General features: G+C 55.9%; 19 protein-coding genes and 1 tRNA gene. 13 read left to right on the top strand and 7 right to left on the bottom strand.

The window, feature by feature from the left end; genetic code table 11:
• Positions 1–105 precede the first annotated feature (105 nt).
• The 3 genes from WCE46_RS09925 to WCE46_RS09915 all read left to right on the top strand — a co-directional run bounded on the left by WCE46_RS09925 (position 106) and on the right by WCE46_RS09915 (position 1,371).
• Positions 106–294 carry a hypothetical protein gene (locus tag WCE46_RS09925; protein ID WP_424733552.1) on the top strand — a complete coding sequence of 63 codons (189 nt, stop codon included), beginning with the start codon at positions 106–108 and terminating at the stop codon, positions 292–294.
• Between the two features lie 11 nt (positions 295–305).
• Positions 306–491: a hypothetical protein gene (locus tag WCE46_RS09920; protein WP_424733551.1), complete on the top strand. Its 186-nt coding sequence runs from the start codon at positions 306–308 to the stop codon at positions 489–491.
• Between the two features lie 91 nt (positions 492–582).
• Complete coding sequence (locus WCE46_RS09915; RefSeq protein ID WP_424733550.1) at positions 583–1,371, top strand: MBL fold metallo-hydrolase; 789 nt, start codon at positions 583–585, stop codon at positions 1,369–1,371.
• Positions 1,372–1,377: 6 nt separating this feature from the next.
• Here WCE46_RS09915 and WCE46_RS09910 read toward each other — a convergent pair whose 3' ends face one another.
• Both WCE46_RS09910 and WCE46_RS09905 read right to left on the bottom strand, forming a co-directional pair.
• Complete coding sequence (locus tag WCE46_RS09910; RefSeq protein ID WP_424733549.1) at positions 1,378–2,451, bottom strand: response regulator; 1,074 nt, start codon at positions 2,449–2,451, stop codon at positions 1,378–1,380.
• 70 nt (positions 2,452–2,521) lie between these two features.
• A complete protein-coding gene (locus tag WCE46_RS09905) occupies positions 2,522–3,742 on the bottom strand; it encodes a hypothetical protein (protein ID WP_424733548.1) in 1,221 nt (406 codons plus the stop codon).
• 133 nt (positions 3,743–3,875) lie between these two features.
• On the opposite strand from WCE46_RS09905, the gene WCE46_RS09900 reads away from it, so the two are divergent.
• Positions 3,876–5,588 carry an ATP-dependent DNA ligase gene (locus tag WCE46_RS09900; RefSeq protein ID WP_424733547.1) on the top strand — a complete coding sequence of 571 codons (1,713 nt, stop codon included), beginning with the start codon at positions 3,876–3,878 and terminating at the stop codon, positions 5,586–5,588.
• A gap of 4 nt (positions 5,589–5,592) precedes the next feature.
• On the opposite strand, the gene WCE46_RS09895 is transcribed toward WCE46_RS09900, so the two are convergent.
• The 3 genes from WCE46_RS09895 to WCE46_RS09885 all read right to left on the bottom strand — a co-directional run bounded on the left by WCE46_RS09895 (position 5,593) and on the right by WCE46_RS09885 (position 8,225).
• Positions 5,593–6,735, bottom strand: a complete 1,143-nt coding sequence (locus tag WCE46_RS09895) for a hypothetical protein (RefSeq protein ID WP_424733546.1) — start codon at positions 6,733–6,735, stop codon at positions 5,593–5,595.
• Between the two features lie 69 nt (positions 6,736–6,804).
• Positions 6,805–7,077, bottom strand: a complete 273-nt coding sequence (locus WCE46_RS09890; RefSeq protein ID WP_424733545.1) for a hypothetical protein — start codon at positions 7,075–7,077, stop codon at positions 6,805–6,807.
• 5 nt (positions 7,078–7,082) lie between these two features.
• Complete coding sequence (locus WCE46_RS09885; RefSeq protein WP_424733544.1) at positions 7,083–8,225, bottom strand: glycosyltransferase family protein; 1,143 nt, start codon at positions 8,223–8,225, stop codon at positions 7,083–7,085.
• A 232-nt stretch (positions 8,226–8,457) separates the two neighbouring features.
• Between WCE46_RS09885 and msrA the strand changes: the two genes are divergently transcribed.
• From msrA to WCE46_RS09870, 3 genes are all read left to right on the top strand, one after another.
• Positions 8,458–8,940, top strand: coding sequence for a peptide-methionine (S)-S-oxide reductase MsrA (gene msrA / locus WCE46_RS09880; protein WP_424733543.1), 483 nt, complete (start codon positions 8,458–8,460; stop codon positions 8,938–8,940).
• Between the two features lie 39 nt (positions 8,941–8,979).
• Positions 8,980–10,269, top strand: a complete 1,290-nt coding sequence (locus WCE46_RS09875; protein WP_424733542.1) for a LamG domain-containing protein — start codon at positions 8,980–8,982, stop codon at positions 10,267–10,269.
• Positions 10,270–10,356: 87 nt separating this feature from the next.
• The gene (locus WCE46_RS09870) at positions 10,357–10,671 is read left to right on the top strand and encodes a hypothetical protein (protein WP_424733541.1); all 315 of its coding nucleotides are present in this window, start codon (positions 10,357–10,359) and stop codon (positions 10,669–10,671) included.
• A gap of 69 nt (positions 10,672–10,740) precedes the next feature.
• On the opposite strand, the gene WCE46_RS09865 is transcribed toward WCE46_RS09870, so the two are convergent.
• Positions 10,741–10,814 (bottom strand) — tRNA-Val (locus WCE46_RS09865).
• Positions 10,815–10,973: 159 nt separating this feature from the next.
• Between WCE46_RS09865 and WCE46_RS09860 the strand changes: the two genes are divergently transcribed.
• Complete coding sequence (locus tag WCE46_RS09860; RefSeq protein ID WP_424733540.1) at positions 10,974–11,294, top strand: DUF4389 domain-containing protein; 321 nt, start codon at positions 10,974–10,976, stop codon at positions 11,292–11,294.
• Between the two features lie 75 nt (positions 11,295–11,369).
• Here the strand turns inward: WCE46_RS09860 and serA are convergent, their stop codons facing one another.
• On the bottom strand, positions 11,370–12,974 hold the full coding sequence (serA, locus tag WCE46_RS09855; RefSeq protein ID WP_424733539.1) for a phosphoglycerate dehydrogenase: 1,605 nt from the start codon (positions 12,972–12,974) through the stop codon (positions 11,370–11,372).
• Between the two features lie 143 nt (positions 12,975–13,117).
• On the opposite strand from serA, the gene ppsA reads away from it, so the two are divergent.
• From ppsA to WCE46_RS09830, 5 genes are all read left to right on the top strand, one after another.
• Positions 13,118–15,397, top strand: a complete 2,280-nt coding sequence (gene ppsA, locus WCE46_RS09850; protein ID WP_424733538.1) for a phosphoenolpyruvate synthase — start codon at positions 13,118–13,120, stop codon at positions 15,395–15,397.
• Positions 15,387–16,484 (top strand): tyrosine decarboxylase MfnA, encoded by a 1,098-nt coding sequence (gene mfnA / locus WCE46_RS09845; RefSeq protein ID WP_424733604.1) that lies wholly within the window; start codon positions 15,387–15,389, stop codon positions 16,482–16,484. Before ppsA ends, mfnA begins: the two co-directional genes overlap by 11 nt.
• Positions 16,477–17,025 (top strand): hypoxanthine/guanine phosphoribosyltransferase, encoded by a 549-nt coding sequence (gene hpt / locus WCE46_RS09840; RefSeq protein WP_424733537.1) that lies wholly within the window; start codon positions 16,477–16,479, stop codon positions 17,023–17,025. Before mfnA ends, hpt begins: the two co-directional genes overlap by 8 nt.
• The gene (gene dph2, locus WCE46_RS09835) at positions 17,003–17,956 is read left to right on the top strand and encodes a diphthamide biosynthesis enzyme Dph2 (protein WP_424733603.1); all 954 of its coding nucleotides are present in this window, start codon (positions 17,003–17,005) and stop codon (positions 17,954–17,956) included. The genes hpt and dph2 overlap by 23 nt, the downstream gene beginning before the upstream one ends.
• Positions 17,953–18,311 (top strand): METTL5 family protein (locus tag WCE46_RS09830; protein ID WP_424733536.1); only part of this gene is annotated, 359 nt, incomplete at its 3' end. The genes dph2 and WCE46_RS09830, both read left to right, overlap by 4 nt.

The raw sequence follows: 18,311 nt of genomic DNA, 5'->3' as shown, positions 1-18,311 counted from the left end.
AAAATCCGTCGGGGGTTCCCGACGTCTTCCACGGGCAGTACAGCCGGATGATTTTTATTCAATAAATTTATCTGTATCCTACCGTAAAAGTCAATGTGATTCACCATGGCTGACCTGCTGACGGATCTGCTCATCTATATTGGTTTTGGGATCATCATGTTCTCGATCGGAATGATAATCGGGCACCAGGTCCTGACGCACTACTACTCGAAACGCTTTATGGTGCTTGCAAAGGAATGCTCCGATGCTGACTCCGTGGTTCCGATCGTGGACGAACTCGCCCGGGAAACCTGAGGGGATATACGATGGTCGATGTTACAAGTTATTGCCTGATTGGCGTCACGTGCTTCTGTTTTGGCCTCATTGTGAGTTTCCAGATCGCCCACATCCAGTACTGCCGGAAACTGACTATCCTTGTGAGGCGCTCGATCTCCACAAAGACCATTGCCCCGGTGCTTGCGGAGTATGAAACGATAAAAGCAAAAAAATAACCCCGGTTTTTCCTTTTTAACCCTGTTCCCATACCCCGTTGCAGACAGGATGAAAGCTGGTTAATACAAAAAACACCCATGATAACGGGACATGCAGTGCACGATTCTTGCGAGCGGAAGCAAAGGTAACTGTGCATATATCGGGGGAAGCGATGGCGCCATCCTGATCGATGCCGGCCTGAGCGCAAAAGAGACCCTGAACCGGCTCGTACAGACCGGCTGCACAGCCGATGCAATCGAGGCCATCATCGTCACCCACGAACATGTGGATCATATCAGGGGCCTTGACGTGCTCGCACGAAAACTGGAGTGCCCCATCTATGCCACGCGGGGCACGCTAGGGGATTTTCTGTGTCACCGGCGTACCTCGGATAAACCGCTCACGACGCACTCCTGCCGGTATGACGAAACGTTTGCAGCCGGCGGGTTTACCATCTCCCCGTTTGCCACTTCTCACGATGCAGCTGAACCCTGCGGGTTTGTGATCCGGGAGAACGGGGCGATGATCGGGTACTGCACCGATACAGGTATCCTCACCCCCCATATGCTCGACCTGCTCCGACACTGCGACGGACTCGTGCTCGAGAGCAACCACTGCCCGGAGATGCTCGCAAACGGGCCGTATCCCGAGTCCCTGAAACGGCGGATACGGTCCAGCCGGGGACACCTCTCAAACCCGGCTGCCGCAGCAGCACTCCGGGTCTTCGGAAAAGACGTGCCGCAGGTGGTTCTCTCCCACTTAAGCGAGATCAACAATACCCCGGACCGAGCGTGGGCAAGTGCACGCGACGGCTTCGGGCTCTACGCTGAAGAAAAATGCCTTACCGTGGCGACTCAGGGGGGTTCGACACCGGCCACCCCTCAGGAGATCCGGTTGTAAATCCCCTTATGACCGGAATGCCTGTGCAAGCGATTCCTCGAGTTCCTTGAACCCGTAAGGTTTTACAAGGGCCGCCACAAAACCGCCGGTGGCAAAACTGACGACCAGGGGGTGGGTGGCATACCCGCTGGAGACGATAGCACGCACTTCGGGATCAAGCTGCCGGAGCCGGGGCATGGTCTCCTGTGCCCCTTTCCCGCCCGGCACCGTGACATCGAGGATAACCGCATCGAACGGCACGGCTCCGGCCTGTGCCCGGGAATACAGATCTATGGCCACGTCGCCGTTCTCTGCCACGGTAACCTCGTGACCAAGGAATGTGAGCATATCGCTTGTGGCCGAAAGGATGGCCGCTTCATCGTCCATCAGCAGGATCCTGTACCGTGCAGCCAGACCCTTTTTCTTACCACCGGCACTCCCGATCTGCTTTTTTGGTACCTGCTCCCCGCGTTCTGTTCTGGCCTCTTTTTCCGGCCTCACCGAAGGTGTAAGCAGCTGGCGGGCATGATCCCGCGCCCGCAGCACGCTCGCCTCAGCGCTGTCCAGGTGCTCGAACATGCTATCCTTATGGGGGCACGATCTGCGGGAAAGCTGGATGTTCGCGAGCGCGGAACTGAGCGAGTTGTTGATATCATGGGCAATCTTTCGCACTGCCGTACTGTCGTGTATGGTTTCTCTGCCATCGTTCCTACCGGGGGCCTGCTCCCGCATATGCCGGTCGACTGCCGCTCCTATTACCTGAAGGAACTGCCGTGTCCCAAACGGCCGGACCAGGAACCCGTACGGGACCGGAGTGCCCTTGTGCAGAAGCGGGACGACCTCATCTGAAGCGGCGACCAGCACCACCGGAATGTTGCAGTGCATCTGGAGTTTCTTTACTGCTACCAGCGTTCCCATCTCCCCGCGAAGATGCACATCCATCAGAATGAGATCCGGATGACGGGCCTTTGCGAGCGCAATGACATCTTTCCCGGAAGATGCCCGTGCCATCACACGGTATCCTGCCTCCTCTGCCAGGTACGCGAGTTCGTCGGCTTCTGCCGCATCTCCCGCTGCGATAAGAATCCGCACTACGGTCATGGAGTGACCTCCTGCCGTTCCCGGAAAACCGTTCTGTCTTCACATACACCTGTCGTCATACGTGTTCTCATCATCGCACCTCAATCTTGAGCAGTTTTATACAATACTGATCGATGGCATCGAATACCGCCTTTTTAGCCCGTTTGACTTTTTTTGTGTCGTCTGACTGAAAATCGTGCGCCACATACTCGAGCAGCGTCACAAAAAAATGCTGCGGTCCGAAGCGTTTTTTGATCTCGTCCATGCAGGCAGCCGCCTCGGCCTGCTTGCCGCTCATCAACTCAAACGAATAGTCCAGCAGGAGTAGCGCCTGTGCCGGTATACTTTTAGTCACGGCAAGTTTTCGGAACCGGAAATAGGTGTCCATGCGGCTGGTGATGATCGAGAGTTTGAGGCCATAGTAGATCGGTTCGATGTCATCGGGATACTGCTGGGTCATCTGCTTGACGACTCCCGCAACCCCACCGGCATCACGGTTCTCGAGTTTGAGTTTGTAAAGCTCGCGCAGGAAGAACATATCATTGTAGAACCGCTCGATCGCGATGTTGAGGAGCTCCTCTTTTATGTCGCGTTTCCCGTCGCGGGATGCCTTTTCGATCCCGATGCGGATAAACTCGCGCTCGCTGGGGAACCATTCGATCGCCTTCTTGATCATGAACCAGAAGATCGTGTTGATCCGGGGGTCTTCAGCAATTTCGAGATCCTGAAGCCGGTTTATGGGTGGATTGAGCCGGATGAGCTCGATCATCTGTTCCCGCGCGGCAAGCGACATATTATTGGGGCGCTGGGCCCCCCCGGTCCGGTCGATCGGGGTCTGCTGGGTGGAGAGGACAAAGTGGCAGTATGCGATCGCTGGGCAGATGATGACATCAACAGAACGGTACTTCTTGAGCTGCTCGGCTGCCTCTGCATACTTGCCGGTATTGATCATCTTCATGCCAAGGAGGATATCGTAGACTACGCGACCCCGGTTCCCGCGCTTGTTCCGCATGGCGTAATCGAAGAGTTTTTCCACAAACGGGATGTCCTCGGATCGTTTTGAGGCTTCAAGCACGGCAAATGCCATTGCATCGATAAACGAGTCGTAGAGATCGTCACCAAGGCCCGGGAGCGTCTTGTCAAGGGACGCAATGACCTGACCAAAAAAAACCGGGATGTTGGCATCGATCTTTTCGCTGTTGACCGCGATATAATCGATAAACTCCTTTTTAAGGCGTTCCAGTCTCAACCGGACAACAGCTTCTGGCTGCCACTCATCACCCATAGAGATAATCCACGACCTGCACTGCATGAACTATCGGCAGATCATTAAAAATACTTTTACATTTATCGCAGAGCGGGAACCAACACTAATAAAACCCCGGTTTACGGCGTTACAGTAAAATGTTAATGCTCCAGCGGCCAACTCACAAAACAGGAACATCATGCTCTTTCTGGAGTTCTCCCGTTGCTGCGAAAAGATTGAGGGCATCTCCGGCCGCCTCGACATGATCGATGTGATAAGCAGGGTCCTGCCCGGGCTTTCACCGGAGGAACTCCCGGTCTTTGTCAGGTTTGTCATGGGACGGATATTTCCTGACTGGAGCAATAAAAAACTAGATATAGGGCCTAATCTACTCTATGAATCTGTCGGCTATGTTGTCGGTTTAAAGAAAGAGCAGGTCATTGACCGAATCAACCGAACGGGGGATGTTGGCATGGCTGTGGAGGAGCTCTTGTCCAATAAAAATCACATTTCCCAGCAGATGCTCTTTTCCCACGAAGCCCACGACATTATGTCGGTCTACAACGAACTGATCAACATCTCGGAGCAGGGCGGAAAGAACCTGCAAGCGGGCGCCGGCCAAGATAAAATCCGACGTGAGAAGCCGCAGCAGGAAAAACTGCGTGGCGTGCGTAAACTCTTCTCAACCGCCAGCCCGCTTGAAGGGCGGTACCTCGCCAGGATCATGCTTGAGGAGCTCCGCATCGGGGTCGGCGAGGGGAGCGTGCGGGAGGCTATTGCAAAGGCGTTCTCTGTGGAGCCGGCCCTTGTGGAACACGCGATGCAAGCCATCAATGATCTGGGCGAAGTGGCACGCCTCGCAAAGATAGGACCGGACGCACTCAGGGACGTCCGTATCACGCTCTTCCACCCGGTGAGAATGATGCTCGCCCAGCAGGGCTCGATCGCCGGGATGATCGAAGAACACGGAGAGGTCGCAGCGGAGTTCAAGTACGATGGATCCCGTTTCCAGTTCCACAAAAAGGGGAGACTTGGGAAGATGTACTCCCGCAGGCTCGAGGACGTCAGTGGGGCGCTGCCCGACGTGATAGAAATCCTGCTTGCTTCAACGGACAACGATGTCATCCTCGACGGAGAAGTGATCGCCATAAAAGATAACAGGCCGATGCCGTTCCAGTCCGTGTTGAGGAGGTTCCGGCGCCGGCATGATATTGCCGAGGTGAAGGAAGAGATCATGATGGTGCCCAACATCTTTGATATTCTCTACCTCGATGGGGAGACCCTGATCGACCTCCCGTTCACGGAACGCCGCAAACGGCTGGAGAGTGTGGTGACACAAAAAAAATACATGGCACCGCAGGTGACAAGTGCGGATCCGGCCGTGATAGCGGACACCTACAACCGGGCGCTTGCCGCCGGCCATGAAGGCATTATGATAAAGGTCCGCGATTCGCCGTACACGCCCGGACAGAGAGGCAAGAACTGGATCAAGATCAAACCCGAAGTGGATACGCTCGACCTTGCCGTCATCGGGGCGGAATGGGGCGAAGGCAAACGGGCGCACGTCTTCGGCTCGTTCCTTGTCGCCTGCCAGGACCAGGGAAAACTTATTCCCCTCTCACGGGTCGCCACCGGTTTTTCCGATGAGCAGCTGGCCGAGGTGTACGATCTCCTCAAGGACACGGTGATATCAGGCTCCGGTAAAGAGGTGCAGTTCGAACCGGGACTTGTGTTCGAAGTAGGGTATGCGGAACTCCAGGTCAGCCCGACCTACCAAGCAGGGTTTGCCCTCAGGTTCCCCCGTTTTATCCGGATCAGGGACGACAAGGACACAACCGAGATCGAGACGCTCGACGCCATAAAAGACCGGTACCAGCGGCAGTCCAAATCGGCGCAGGCATACCAGAAATAAACGATCAGAATGAAAAAAGGGTCCGCTGCGTGCGCATTTCAAGAATGAGCGTGCTGTGCTGCTGCCAGTAATCAAACCCGATCCGGTCGGACGCAACGGCTATGGCCGCGTCCAGCGACTCGCATGAATCCGAAGGCGAGGCCATTGCCTTTCGTCCCGCTTCACGGATTACCCAGGTTCCGAGCGGTGCCCAGTAATCGCTGGATATGTAGCGCAGCACGATCACTCGTGCTGATCGGCGGATGCTTTTGAGATACTCGCACACGGCAAGCCGTGCCGAGTAATAGGCACCTGAAATGGGGGAGTAGCCCTGTTTTTTCATTGATTCCCGGTCCTCGACGATCACTTCCGTATCCCCGGCCCAGAGCGTGCGCCGGCCCCAGACTTCGATCATCTCGTATCGCCAGTCCCCCGGCGCAAGGATGCAGACGATCCGGTTGCCGAAGATCTCTCCGGAAAAGACCCGGTATTCGTCAAGGGACGGGAACTGTGCGATCTCTTTTTTCAGGGCCGTGGAAAGAGTGTCATCGACCGCTATGATCGCCCAGCGGGTGGGAACGAAATGCCGGCGTTTTCCAAGGAGCCCCGCGGTCATGAGTTTCGTGATCTCGTAGACATCGCTTCCACCTTGGCTGAGTTCGACACAGGCATCCGTGGCCCGTATGTCCACGTCAGATGTGATCCTGTCCACGACTCTCCCAACCCGGGCGCTCCCGATGACGTCAAGGTTTCGGACTGCCCCGGAAAACCCGACCGGGGCGACCGTGCCATCAAAGGTCATCGCAAATGAAACGGGCTTTTCAAACATCACATCGACATCAAGAGGCTGCGAGGAGAGGGCGATCTCCTGGAGGTTGCCGGTAAACCGCTGGAGCGGGGCTCTCCCGCGGATCGTCCGTGCCCGGATATCCACAATATCCTCAATCCCAAGGTTCCGGCCCAGCCAGTCCGGGGGATGATCGCTGTCATTTATCATGAGCGGGCCGCCCTGGACATCCGGGAACCCGAAACTGCCGACAAAAATCGACGGGGCGCTGCCCTGGTAACAGGTGGATGGTTTCACTTCAGCCTGTGCATGGAACCTGCTCGTGATGGGACACCGGGCGAGACCGCACATCCCTTTTCCCTTGCACCGGATACACTGCATCAGGAACCGCCTCCCGGCTCCACGCTGCCGTCCCCCATTCCCGGATTTTGCAGGGACAGGACGGGCGCATCAGCGCAGGATAATACTCGTTGCCTTGACAACACGGTTCTCCTCATCGCAGAACGAGATCCGCCAGCCTGCATCGAACCGCGCCCCGCACTCAGGACAGATCAGGATAACCCGGTAAATGGCCCCGGTGGATTTCACCGGGCTCTCCTTTCCGTCAGTTCCGGCATTCACACTCACAAAGGACGTATGGAACCCATATTCGTACCTGCATGATGGGCACTTATGCAGTTCCTCACCCGGTTTTATGGATTTGATCTCCGCTGAAATGCCCATATCATTCACTGCTCACCGGTAGGGGATGATGAAGACTTAATCTTTCCATTTACCCCACGACCTGCGACCGCCTCGATGATCGCCGCAGCATTCTTCCTGCCGGCAACCGCCGCATAATCTGTACCGGATTTTCTGGGAGAGAGAGCCAGCGTCTCGGCGATCTTTTGTCTGAGGATCTCCTTTGTGACGGTCCGTCCGTCAATTGATATTCCTGCACCCATATCGACAATCTTCTTTGCATTGTTCTGCTGCTCGGGGTGACCGGGATCCATAATGATAAGAACCGGCTTATTAAAGAGGAGTGCCTCATGAAGCGTGGTGAGCCCGCCATGCACAATTGCAATCCGCGCCTCTGCGAGGTGCTCATACAGGTTGGGCACGTACCCGTGGGACAGATAATTCTCAGATGATTCCGGAAGAATGGCACCGGTATAGAATACGTCGAAAATCAGATCCTTTCTCTCATCGGCAATCTTCCGCAGCAGCTGGTAGAGCGGAAGCTTGTACGGCTCTCCCCCGAAACTGGCAAAGATCGTTTCCTGTGAAAAATGGTACCGGGAAAGATCGACATCGAGAAACGGACCGGTGAAATGATAGTGATTTCGTTCATGATCCGGAATAAACAGATTATATTCGCTTACCGTATCCGGAGGGGCATAATCCGGGATGATCACCGTATCGGTAAGACACAGGTACCGCCGGATCACAAAATTGAGAATGTACCAGACCGGGTTCATCCGGCCGCCGGGGCCGCTGAACCGGTTCTGGTTGGTGATAAAAACAACCGGCACCCCTTGGAACCGTGCCGCCATGACCCCGCCATACATCGTATCGCAGACCACGCAATCGATATTCTGCTCTATGATCAGCCGGCGGACACGTAATCCGGAACGGATCAGGTTGAAGGCAGCCCACTTCGAGCACCAGAGGGTTTTTTTCAGGGAAAAAAAACCGTTCTCCCCTTCAAGACAGACCTCCCGCTCCCCCCTGAAGACATTGACGCACCCATGGTCGCGGAAGAAATCGTAGGATTTTCCGTACGCCACAAAGCTGACCGAATGTCCCTGCTGCTCGAGGTAATGACCAAGATGGATGCACCGGGACGAGTGCCCCAGCCCTTCGCCGCACACGACAAACAGTATCCGCATTTTTTAATTTCCTCACGCACAGGGTGCCTGCCGGCGCTGCCTCAGCGCCACGGGAATTTTCCCGGACGATCCGTTCCGCAGGAATGCCCCGACAGAATGCTACAGTACCGGCATTTCATAGTGGATGGTGTGTCGTTATCGATTATGAGGATTACCGTAATGACAGGTGGTGAAATTACTACACAACCATTAACAGGTTGTGTGAAAAAGGGACTCTCCTGAGGAGTCTGTGATGGGCGAACTTAAGACCGCGATATTTGGGGCCGGCTGTTTCTGGGGCGTCGAGGCCGCATTCCGGAAGGTGCACGGTGTAGTGTCGACAGAAGTGGGATACGCAGGGGGACACACGAAAAATCCCCGGTACGAGGATGTCTGTACCGGGCAGACGGGACATGCAGAGGTGGCAAGGCTCCTGTACGATCCCGATGAGGTAACGTATGGGGACCTCCTTGCAACGTTCTGGTCGATCCACGACCCGACGCAGGAAGACCGTCAGGGGCCCGATATCGGGACGAATTACCGTTCGGTCATCTTTTACCATGATCCGGAACAGCAGCGGATCGCGAACCTATCAAAGGAAGAAGTTGGCCGCTCCGGACGGTTCAAACGACCGGTTATCACCGAGATCGTTCCTGCGGGGGAGTTCTGGCGGGCTGAAGAGTACCACCAGCAGTATCATGAAAAACATGGCAGTGCGGGGTGCCGGCTTATATGAGCAGTTAGATAAAACAGAAAAACGCAATTACTGAATGATATGAGCAAGAATGATTTGAAATCTACGAGTGGTGTATCTGAGGTCGCTGCCGAGATCCTGATCGTCATCCTCGTGGTACTGATTGCCGTGGTGGCCTATGCGGCGTTCTCCGGCCAACTCAACTCCCTGTTCTTCAAAAAGAGCGTTTATGTCGCGGGAAGTGCCGGGATAGCCACCATCCCGCAGTCTGGGGGTATTTCAGACGATGTGTTGACCTTCCTGCCAAAAGCAGGAGATCTCTTCTACCTGACCGGGCAGACATCCGGGACAACCGGTACGCAGGTCACGCTGGAGGCAATCAGCCCGACCGGGCAGGTGCTCTACCCGGACGCAAGCACCTTAAACGGGACGTTGTACGGGAAAACACTCTACATCTACCCAAATAACACACCCTCGTCCACGCAGTGCAACTATGCAATATCCCAGAAGCCCCCGAACGGTACGCTCCGGCCCATGGCACTTGGCACCTGGACCATCCGGATGATCGACCAGAACGTACATGTGATCGCCGGCACATATACCGAGCAGGTGAAGAATGGGGCTTCAGCGTTGCCGGTGGCAGGAGGGCTTCTTAGTACCGGCACCGGTCAGTTCTACGACGTGAATTGTAATCCCTTAAACGAAACGGTAAACGGGCTTCTGACCACTTCCAACAGTGGGCCCGGAGGCATGCTGGCCACCTTATTCAGCAATGGCGCATATATCACAATCCCAGATTCTACCGGACTCGCCTTCACCGGGGATATGTCCATCTCCATGTGGTTTGATCCGACGACGGCGGGATCAGCAAGCAACAGCGGCAACTGGCAGCAACTTATCGGGAAAGGTCTGACAACCAGCGCCGGGAGCAGTTCATCAGATGAGAACGACAATTATCAGATCTTCCAGCTGGGAAACCAGTTGTTATTCGAATGGAATGATGCTACAAATGGCCAGCATTACCAGGCAATCACTACAACGACACCGGTCACTGCAGGCTCATGGAATTACGTGACCGCGACCGTCTCCGGTGGTCATCTTACGATCTATGATAACGGTGTGGCACAGCCCCTTGTCTATGACAACAGTAATGTACCGAATTTAAGCTCGACCCAAACTACTCCCCCCACCCCGAATGGTCTGGTCAATATTGCGAATAATAATAACTACCCGGTAAATATCGGGCAGCAAAATGCAGCAAGTTCGGGCAATGACTTCAATTACAATGGGTACATAGGATCGACGGCGCTCTATAACCAGGCCCTGACCTCAACGCAGGTTGCCGCCAATTATGCCGGGTATACGGCATAACCGGAACAGATTTCCAATTCCCTTTTTTACTCCTGCTTTTCAGGGCACCCGTAAAACAAATATTGTCAGGGATACCTATCCTGCACCATGGACATCGCCGGACTTATCCAGATCGTCGCCATCCTGTTTGAATGCGCAGTCGCATTAATTGCCGTACTGATTGCGGTCCTGAAGGGCAGGTCGTACGGCTGGCTTATTGCGATTACCTTTGCACTCTTTGCCCTGTCTGACGGGGTTCGGACTTTTTCCCCGTATACGTTTCCCCGTCTTCATTCGCTGATCCTGCTCATTGCCTCCGCCATCATGCTCTACGCGGTGTGGATGATATACACTGAATCCCAAAAAACGGTACGGAGAAACTCATACACAGATCCTGTGGCAGAGTGGAAGAAATCAGCTTAGGATTTCATCACATCCCAAAACCGCTCCAGCTCGCAAAAGAACGGAAACTAAAAAAAATAAGCATCGGAATGGGCCCGCTGAGATTCGAACTCAGGACCTCCGCCATGTCAAGGCGACGTCATAGCCAACTAGACCACGAGCCCGCAAAAGGTCTGATGCTCTACGATATTTGTCATCCTATTATTAAAAAATAGTGCACCCGTGCCGCGTTCCGCCCTGCATTTCTCCTCTGGCCTAGATCAGGGCGCACAAAAACCGGTCGGTTTATCAGCGCTCATCACATAGTAGGAGCCGGGTTTATTATGACTGAAGGAACTGCCCTAGCCTCCACCCAGCTCTTCACGTACGTGCACGATGCAAGCCGTCTTGAGCTGCTCATCCGCATCGTCTACTGGATCCTGATTGCAATTGTCGTCTGGGTCTACGGGATCATCACTTTCATCTGCCTGTTCATCCAGTGGTTCCACATCCTGATTTTCGGCACCCGGCACGAAGGGCTCTCCAACTTTGCCAGAGGCTACCTTGAGTATCGCGTACACGTGATGAGCTACACGTACATCATGAACGACAAGCGCCCCGACATCCTGCCGGTTGCGATCAGGGTGTACGAAGAAGAAGCATAGTCGGCAAAACCCGGTCTTCTTTTTTACCCGGGCACAGATTTGAGTGCCAGAATTGTAAAAATATATAAAAAAGGTTCAGATCTTCTTTGATGAGATTTTGGCAAACGTCGCGGAGAAGATGCCTGGCATCGAGCGGATCTCCTTCATCACGGTCTCGGGAACCTCGCTGTCCACATTCAGGACCATGAGTGCCTCTTCGCCAGGGTTGATCCGGCCCACCTGCATGCCGGCAATATTGATGTTGCACTTCCCAAGGATCGTGGATGCCCTCCCGATCACGCCCGGCTTGTCCAGGTGACGGGAGACAATCACGTACCCCTCGGGGATCAAATCCATCGTGTACTTGTCGACCGAGACGATCCGGCTGCGGCCTTTCACAAACACCGTGCCGCTGACGGTCTCCTCGGTCTTGTCAGTCTTCACCCTGATCGTGATCAGATTCTTGAACCCGTGGGACTCCTCGGTCACGGTCTCGCTCATCGAGATGCCGCGCTCCTTTGCGACAAACTCGGCATTCACGATATTGACCGGCGTCTGGAGGATCGGGTCAAGAAGTCCTTTGAGGACAAGCCGGGTCACAAACTTCATGCTTCCCGCATAGGCAGAGAGCTCGCCGCCGTAGATACACTCGACCGACGCGAGCCGTCCTTCAACAGTCTGGATCGCAAAACGTCCCATCTTCTCGGCAAGCTCGGCAAACGGCTCGAGCACTTCGGCCTGCTCTGACGGAACCATCGGTGCGTTCACCACGTACTTTGCGGAGCCGCCGTTTAAGACCTCGATGCACTGTTTTGCGACCTGAATTGCCACGTTCTTCTGGGCCTCGACCGTGCTTGCCCCGAGGTGCGGGGTTACGATAACTTTGTCAAGGGTAAGAAGCGGGGATTCCAGAGGAGGTTCTTCCTCGAAGACATCGAGCGCCGCACCGGCAACCTTGCCGCTCTGGATCGCATCATAGAGCGCCTTTTCATCGATGATGCCGCCGCGTGCACAGTTGATGATCCGCACGCCGTCTTTCATCGTCGCGATGCTCCGGGCGTTGATGACATGTTTTGTCTCTTTGATGAGCGGCGTGTGTACCGTGATTACATCGGCGACCTTGAAGAGTTCATCAAGGGACATGACCTTAACACCGAGCTGGGCCGCACGCTCCTTGGAGATGAACGGGTCGTAGGCAACGCACTTCATATCCATCGCGTTTGCCCTTTTCGCCACCTCACGGCCGATCCGGCCAAAACCGACAATCCCCAGTGTCTTCTCGTTAAGCTCGACTCCCATGAACTTCGAGCGCTTCCATTCCTTCTTCTTCAGGCTCGCGGTTGCCTGCGGGATGTTTCGTGCGAGCGAGAGCATCATCGCCATGGTGTGCTCGGTTGCTGCGAGAGTATTTCCCTCAGGGGCGTTCGCTACAATGACACCTTTTCTGGTTGCCGCGTCTACGTCAACGTTGTCCACACCGACGCCGGCACGCCCGATAAACCTGAGCTTTTTACCGGACTCGATCACCTTTGCGGTCACTTCGGTACCGCTCCGCACGATCAGGGCCTCGTAATCTCCGATGATCCCGCAGAGCTCGTCCTCTTTCAAGCCGGTTTTGACATCAACGTCGCACGTCTCTTTGAGGATAAGAAGCCCCTCTTCCGCCAGCGGATCGCTGACGAGCACTCTCGCGTTTGCCATAAAAACCCATACAATATCTGCGCGATACCTAATCAGGGTTATTCTTGCCTTATGAAAAAAAGGGCCGGCCGGGACGTCCATGGGTGTACCGGCAGATGATAATACTTAAACAGGGGGGAGGTGAGATCATAAGTGGTGCGAGCATGAAAGAAGTGCCCAATATTCTATGGCTCGAAGAGATCAGGAAGGAGGATATCTCGTCGGTCGGCGGCAAGGGAGCTTCCCTTGGTGAGATGGCTTCGATCGGCCTTCCGGTGCCTCCGGCGTTTGTGGTCACTGCCCAGGCGTTCCGGAGGTTTCTTGTCGAGACCGGCCTTGACCAGAAGATCTTCAAGGTCTCGGACAATCTGGATGTAGAGGATAATGCGGCTCTTGAAAAGGCCGCCGATACCATAAAGGCGCTGGTGATAAAGTCAAAGATGCCGTCAGCGATAAAAGACGACATCAAAGCCTCGTACAAAAAGATGTCGCAAAAAGACCTGATCGTCGCCGTGCGATCGAGCGCCACAGCTGAAGACCTTCCTGATGCAAGTTTTGCCGGCCAGCAGGATACCTATCTCAATATAAAGGGGGAGGCGGCGCTCCTTACATCAGTACAGAACTGTTGGGCTTCGCTCTACGGGGCACGGGCGATTTATTACCGGGCAAAACAGGGATTCGAGGACAGCACGGTCAACATCGCGGTCGTCGTCCAGCAGCTGGTTCATTCGGAGAAGGCGGGAGTCATGTTTACCTCCCACCCGATCAGCGGTGAACCGATCACAATTATCGAAGGCTCGTGGGGCCTTGGCGAGGCAGTTGTGTCCGGCTCGGTCTCTCCCGACCATTATGTTTTTGACCAGCGGACGGAGTCCATCGCGGAAACGACGATTGCAAACAAGAAAGTGGAGATCGTTCCTGACGGATCCCACGGCACGAAACTGGTGGCCGTTGACGCGGCCCGGCAGGATGCGCAGGTGCTCGCTGATGCCGAGGTGGCGAAGCTCGCCATGTACGGCAAGATCGCCGAGAACCACTACGGGGTTCCGCAGGATGTTGAATGGGGCATTGTTGCCGGGACTATCTATATCCTCCAGTCCCGGCCGATCACAACCATCGGTAAGAAAGAGGCAACGGGCATGTCTGGACAGAACAAGGATGCAAAGATTCTCCTGAAAGGTCAGGGTGCGGCGCCGGGTACCGCGACCGGTAAAGTGGTCATCATCCGGGATGCAAAGGATACGGGAGCAGTAAAAGAGGGCGATATCCTCGTCACCCGAATGACCAATCCGGACATGGTGCCGGCGATGAGAAAGGTCGCCGCGATCGTGACCGATGAAGGAGGTATGACGTGCCACGCAGCCATCGTGAGCAGGGAACTGGGCACCCCTGCAGTAGTCGGCACAAAGACGGGGACCCAGCAGCTCAAGAACGGGCAGCTTGTTACCGTCGATGGCGAACTGGGGCTTGTCTACGAGGGCGCAGTTGGCGGAGCAGCAAAGGCCGGCAGTGCCGCACCGGTGGTTGTCGGCAGCGCACCGGTGATCACCGCGACAAGCGTGAAAGTCAACGTCTCGATCCCCGAGGCAGCGGCACGGGCGGCGGCAACCGGTGCTGACGGTGTCGGTCTGCTCCGGATCGAGCACCTCATCCTCGGGCTCAACAAGACGCCCGGCTGGTATATCTCCAACCACAAGGAAGAGGAGTTCGTAAAAGAGCTCTACGATGGCATCAAGATCGTGCTCGACGCATTCCCGGGAAAAACCGTCTGGGTACGGACGCTCGATGCCCCGACTGACGAGTTCAGGAACATGGCAGGCGGAGAGAACGAGCCGCTCGAACACAACCCGATGCTCGGCTGGCGCGGGATCCGCCGCGACCTCCAGAGCCCGGACCAGTTCCGGCTCCAGGTTGAGGCGTTCAAGCGTCTCTGGAAGGCCGGCTACGAACATCTCGGCGTCATGTTCCCGATGGTCTCCCACCCCGACCAGTTCATAAAAGCAAAGGAAATGATGCGGGACTGGGGCGTTGACGTGGAAAACGTTGAACTTGGCATTATGATCGAGATCCCCGCAAGCGCAATTATGATCGAGGACTTCCTCCAGGCCGGCATTAAGTTTGCCTCGTTTGGGACAAACGACCTTATCCAGTACACGATCGCCATTGACCGGAACAACGAGAATGTGGCCGACATGTACAACCCCCAGCACCCTGCAGTCCTTACCCTGATCCACAACTCCATCCAGAAATGCCGCGAGTACGGGGTCGAATGCTCGATCTGTGGGCAGGCCGGCTCCGACCCGAAGATGGCGGTCTGGCTCGTGGAACACGGGATTTCAAGTATCTCTGCAAATATCGATGCCATTGCAAAGATCCGCGAGGCTGTTGCCCGCACCGAGAAACGCATCATCCTTGAAGCTGCGAGAAACCGCGATGCTGAATAAGGGCACGACAGAAGACAATCTCTTCTCTTTTTTATCCTCAAAAAAACAGGAGGATATCGACCATTCGTATATCTTAAGCTCCATGTGCACGCTCCCGCACCCGGTCGCCGTAAAGGCGCACGATATGTTCATGGAGACGAACCTCGGCGACCCCGGGCTCTTTCCCGGGACGGCGTCGCTTGAGCGGCTGCTCATCGAACGCTTCGGCACACTCTTCCACAGGAAGGAGGCCGGGGGATATGCGACCTCTGGAGGCACCGAATCCAATATCCAGGCACTCCGGCTTGCAAAAACCCTCCGGCATGCCACCTGTCCGAACGTGGTCGTTCCGGAGTCCGCCCACTTCTCGTTCAAGAAGGCCTGCGATATCCTCTGCCTTGAGATGCGGAGCGTGCCGCTCGGCCCCGATCTCCGGATGCAGGCAGACAAGGCTGCCGAGCTTGTCGATAAGAATACCATCTGCATGGTCGGTGTCGCTGGTACTACTGAGTACGGCATGGTCGACCCTATTGCAGATCTGGCAAAGATCGCAGACCAGCACGATCTCTTCCTGCACGTGGATGCAGCGTTCGGCGGCATGGTGATCCCGTTTCTCGATAGGCCCCTGCCCTTTGATTTTGCCCTGCCCGGGGTGACGACCATTGCTGTCGACCCGCACAAGATGGGCATGAGCACCATCCCGGCCGGCTGCCTGTTAACCCGGGAACCGGACATGCTCGATGCGCTCAACATTGACACCCCGTACCTCACGGTGAAAAAAGAATACACGCTCGCCGGTACCCGCCCGGGGGCCCCGGTGGCAGGAGCCCTCGCGGTGCTCGATTATCTCGGTATTGAGGGCATGAGAGCCGTCGTTGCCGGCTGCATGAAAAATACCCGACGCCTCATCGCCGGCATGGGAACGCTCGGCATTGAGGCGGCGGCGACCCCTGACGTGAACGTGGCGACCTTTGTCTGCGAGAAGGGCCCGTCCCCGTGGAAGGTTTCGTGGACGAGAAACGGCCACCTGCGGATCGTCTGCATGCCGCACGTGACCCGCAATAGTATTGAGGCATTCTTAAAAGATTTTGGTGATATGCATGCTTGACCGACTGGTAGAATCCCTTGAATCATGCCCGATGGTGAAACGCGGAGAGTACAATTACTTTATCCACCCAATCACTGACGGCGTTCCGCTCGTTGAACCCGCCCTGCTCCGCGATGTGTGCAGCGCGATGATAAAAGTGCTTGACCTCAACAATGTCGATAAGATCGTTGTTGTCGAGGCGATGGGCATCCACATCGGGGCGGTACTCTCGGTGATGACCGACATCCCCATGACAGTCATGCGCAAACGGGAGTATAAACTTCCCTCAGAAGTGCCTGTTCACCAGAAGACCGGCTACTCGAAAGGGGAACTGTACCTCAACGGCGTATACAAATGTGACCGGGTTGTGATCATCGATGATGTGGTGAGCACGGGTGGCACGATGCGGGCGCTCCTTGCGGCACTTGAAATCGCAGGTGCTGAGGTAAAAGATGTCTGCATCGTGATCCAGCGCGGCGACCCCGACATCGGGCGGCCGTACAAGTCACTCGTGAAGATCAATGTCACCGACCGGGTGCATGTGGTTGAGCGACACATCTGAGCTGATCAAAAAACTCAAAAAACGCGGGGCACATAAGGTTGCCCTCCAGTTTCCCGAAGGGCTCAAACGGCAAGCAGCATCCGTTACCTCCAATCTGAAGAATGCAGGATTCGAGGTTATTATCAGTGGCGATCCCTGTTATGGCGCCTGCGATCTTGCGCTCGACACCCTTGAATACGGGAATGCAGACGTACTCGTGCATTTCGGACACGCTCCCGTAGACAAGAGGGAGAACGTCATATTCGAGCCATGGACGGTAGATTTCGATGTGTCGGTTCTCGCCCATGCTTTTCCCCTGCTTAAGGAGAAGATCGTTGGCCTTGTCACCACGGTCCAGCATGCCCCGCTCATCCCGGCAATGGAAGCATTTCTCGCATCGCACGGCCATGAAGTCCGGGTCGCCGATGGCGCCGGGCGCACCCCGTTAAGGGGGCAGGTTCTCGGGTGCAGTTTTGCCGCGGCAAAATCGACCGGGGCCGGCGAGATCCTCTTTGTCGGCACCGGCCTTTTCCACCCGATCGGCATCGCGCTTGCCACGAAAGCCCGGGTGATCGCACTCGATCCCCTTACCGGTGCTGCACAGGAAGTCAGCGCCGATGCGCTCCTGCGCCGGCGGTTTGCGGTGATGGAGAAAGCCCGGGGGGCACAGCACATCGGTATCATCGTGAGCACGAAAAGCGGCCAGCAGCGCCGGGCACTTGCAGAACGGCTCGCGGCACTTTCTCCCGGGGCCGTCATTGTCACGATGCGCGAGGTAAACCCGGACGAACTGCTCAACCTCGGGTTTGACTGTTACGTGAACACGGCCTGCCCCCGGCTTGCCTATGACGACCAGGTACGGTTTAAAAAACCCGTCCTTTCCCCACAGGAATTCGAGATCCTCTGCGGTGTGCGGACGTGGGACTACTACACCATTGACGAGATCGTATGAAACTCAGGCAGCTGGAGATGGCATTGCAGCGCTGTGCCGGTTACAAAACGCCCCGCGTGGCATGGGAACAGTACCAGACCCCGGCCACCCTTGCCGCCCGGCTCCTCTATGACGCATACATGAACGGCGACATCGAGGGAAAGGCAGTCTGTGACCTCGGGTGCGGGACCGGGATCCTTGCGATCGGGGCGGCACTCCTCGGCGCCCGGACGGTGCGGGCGGTCGATCTCGACCCAGCGGCCATCGTTACCGCACGGGAGAATGCCGCACTGCTCGACGCTGATGTGAACTGCATCGTGGCCGACATTGCCGGGGCGGATACCAGAGTCCTTTCTGAACGGATCGGCCCCTGCGA

Source organism: Methanoregula sp., from assembly GCF_049690535.1.
GTDB lineage: Archaea > Halobacteriota > Methanomicrobia > Methanomicrobiales > Methanospirillaceae > Methanoregula.
Note: the sequence above shows the minus strand (reverse complement) of the source record. Positions and strands in the feature narration are given on the sequence as shown.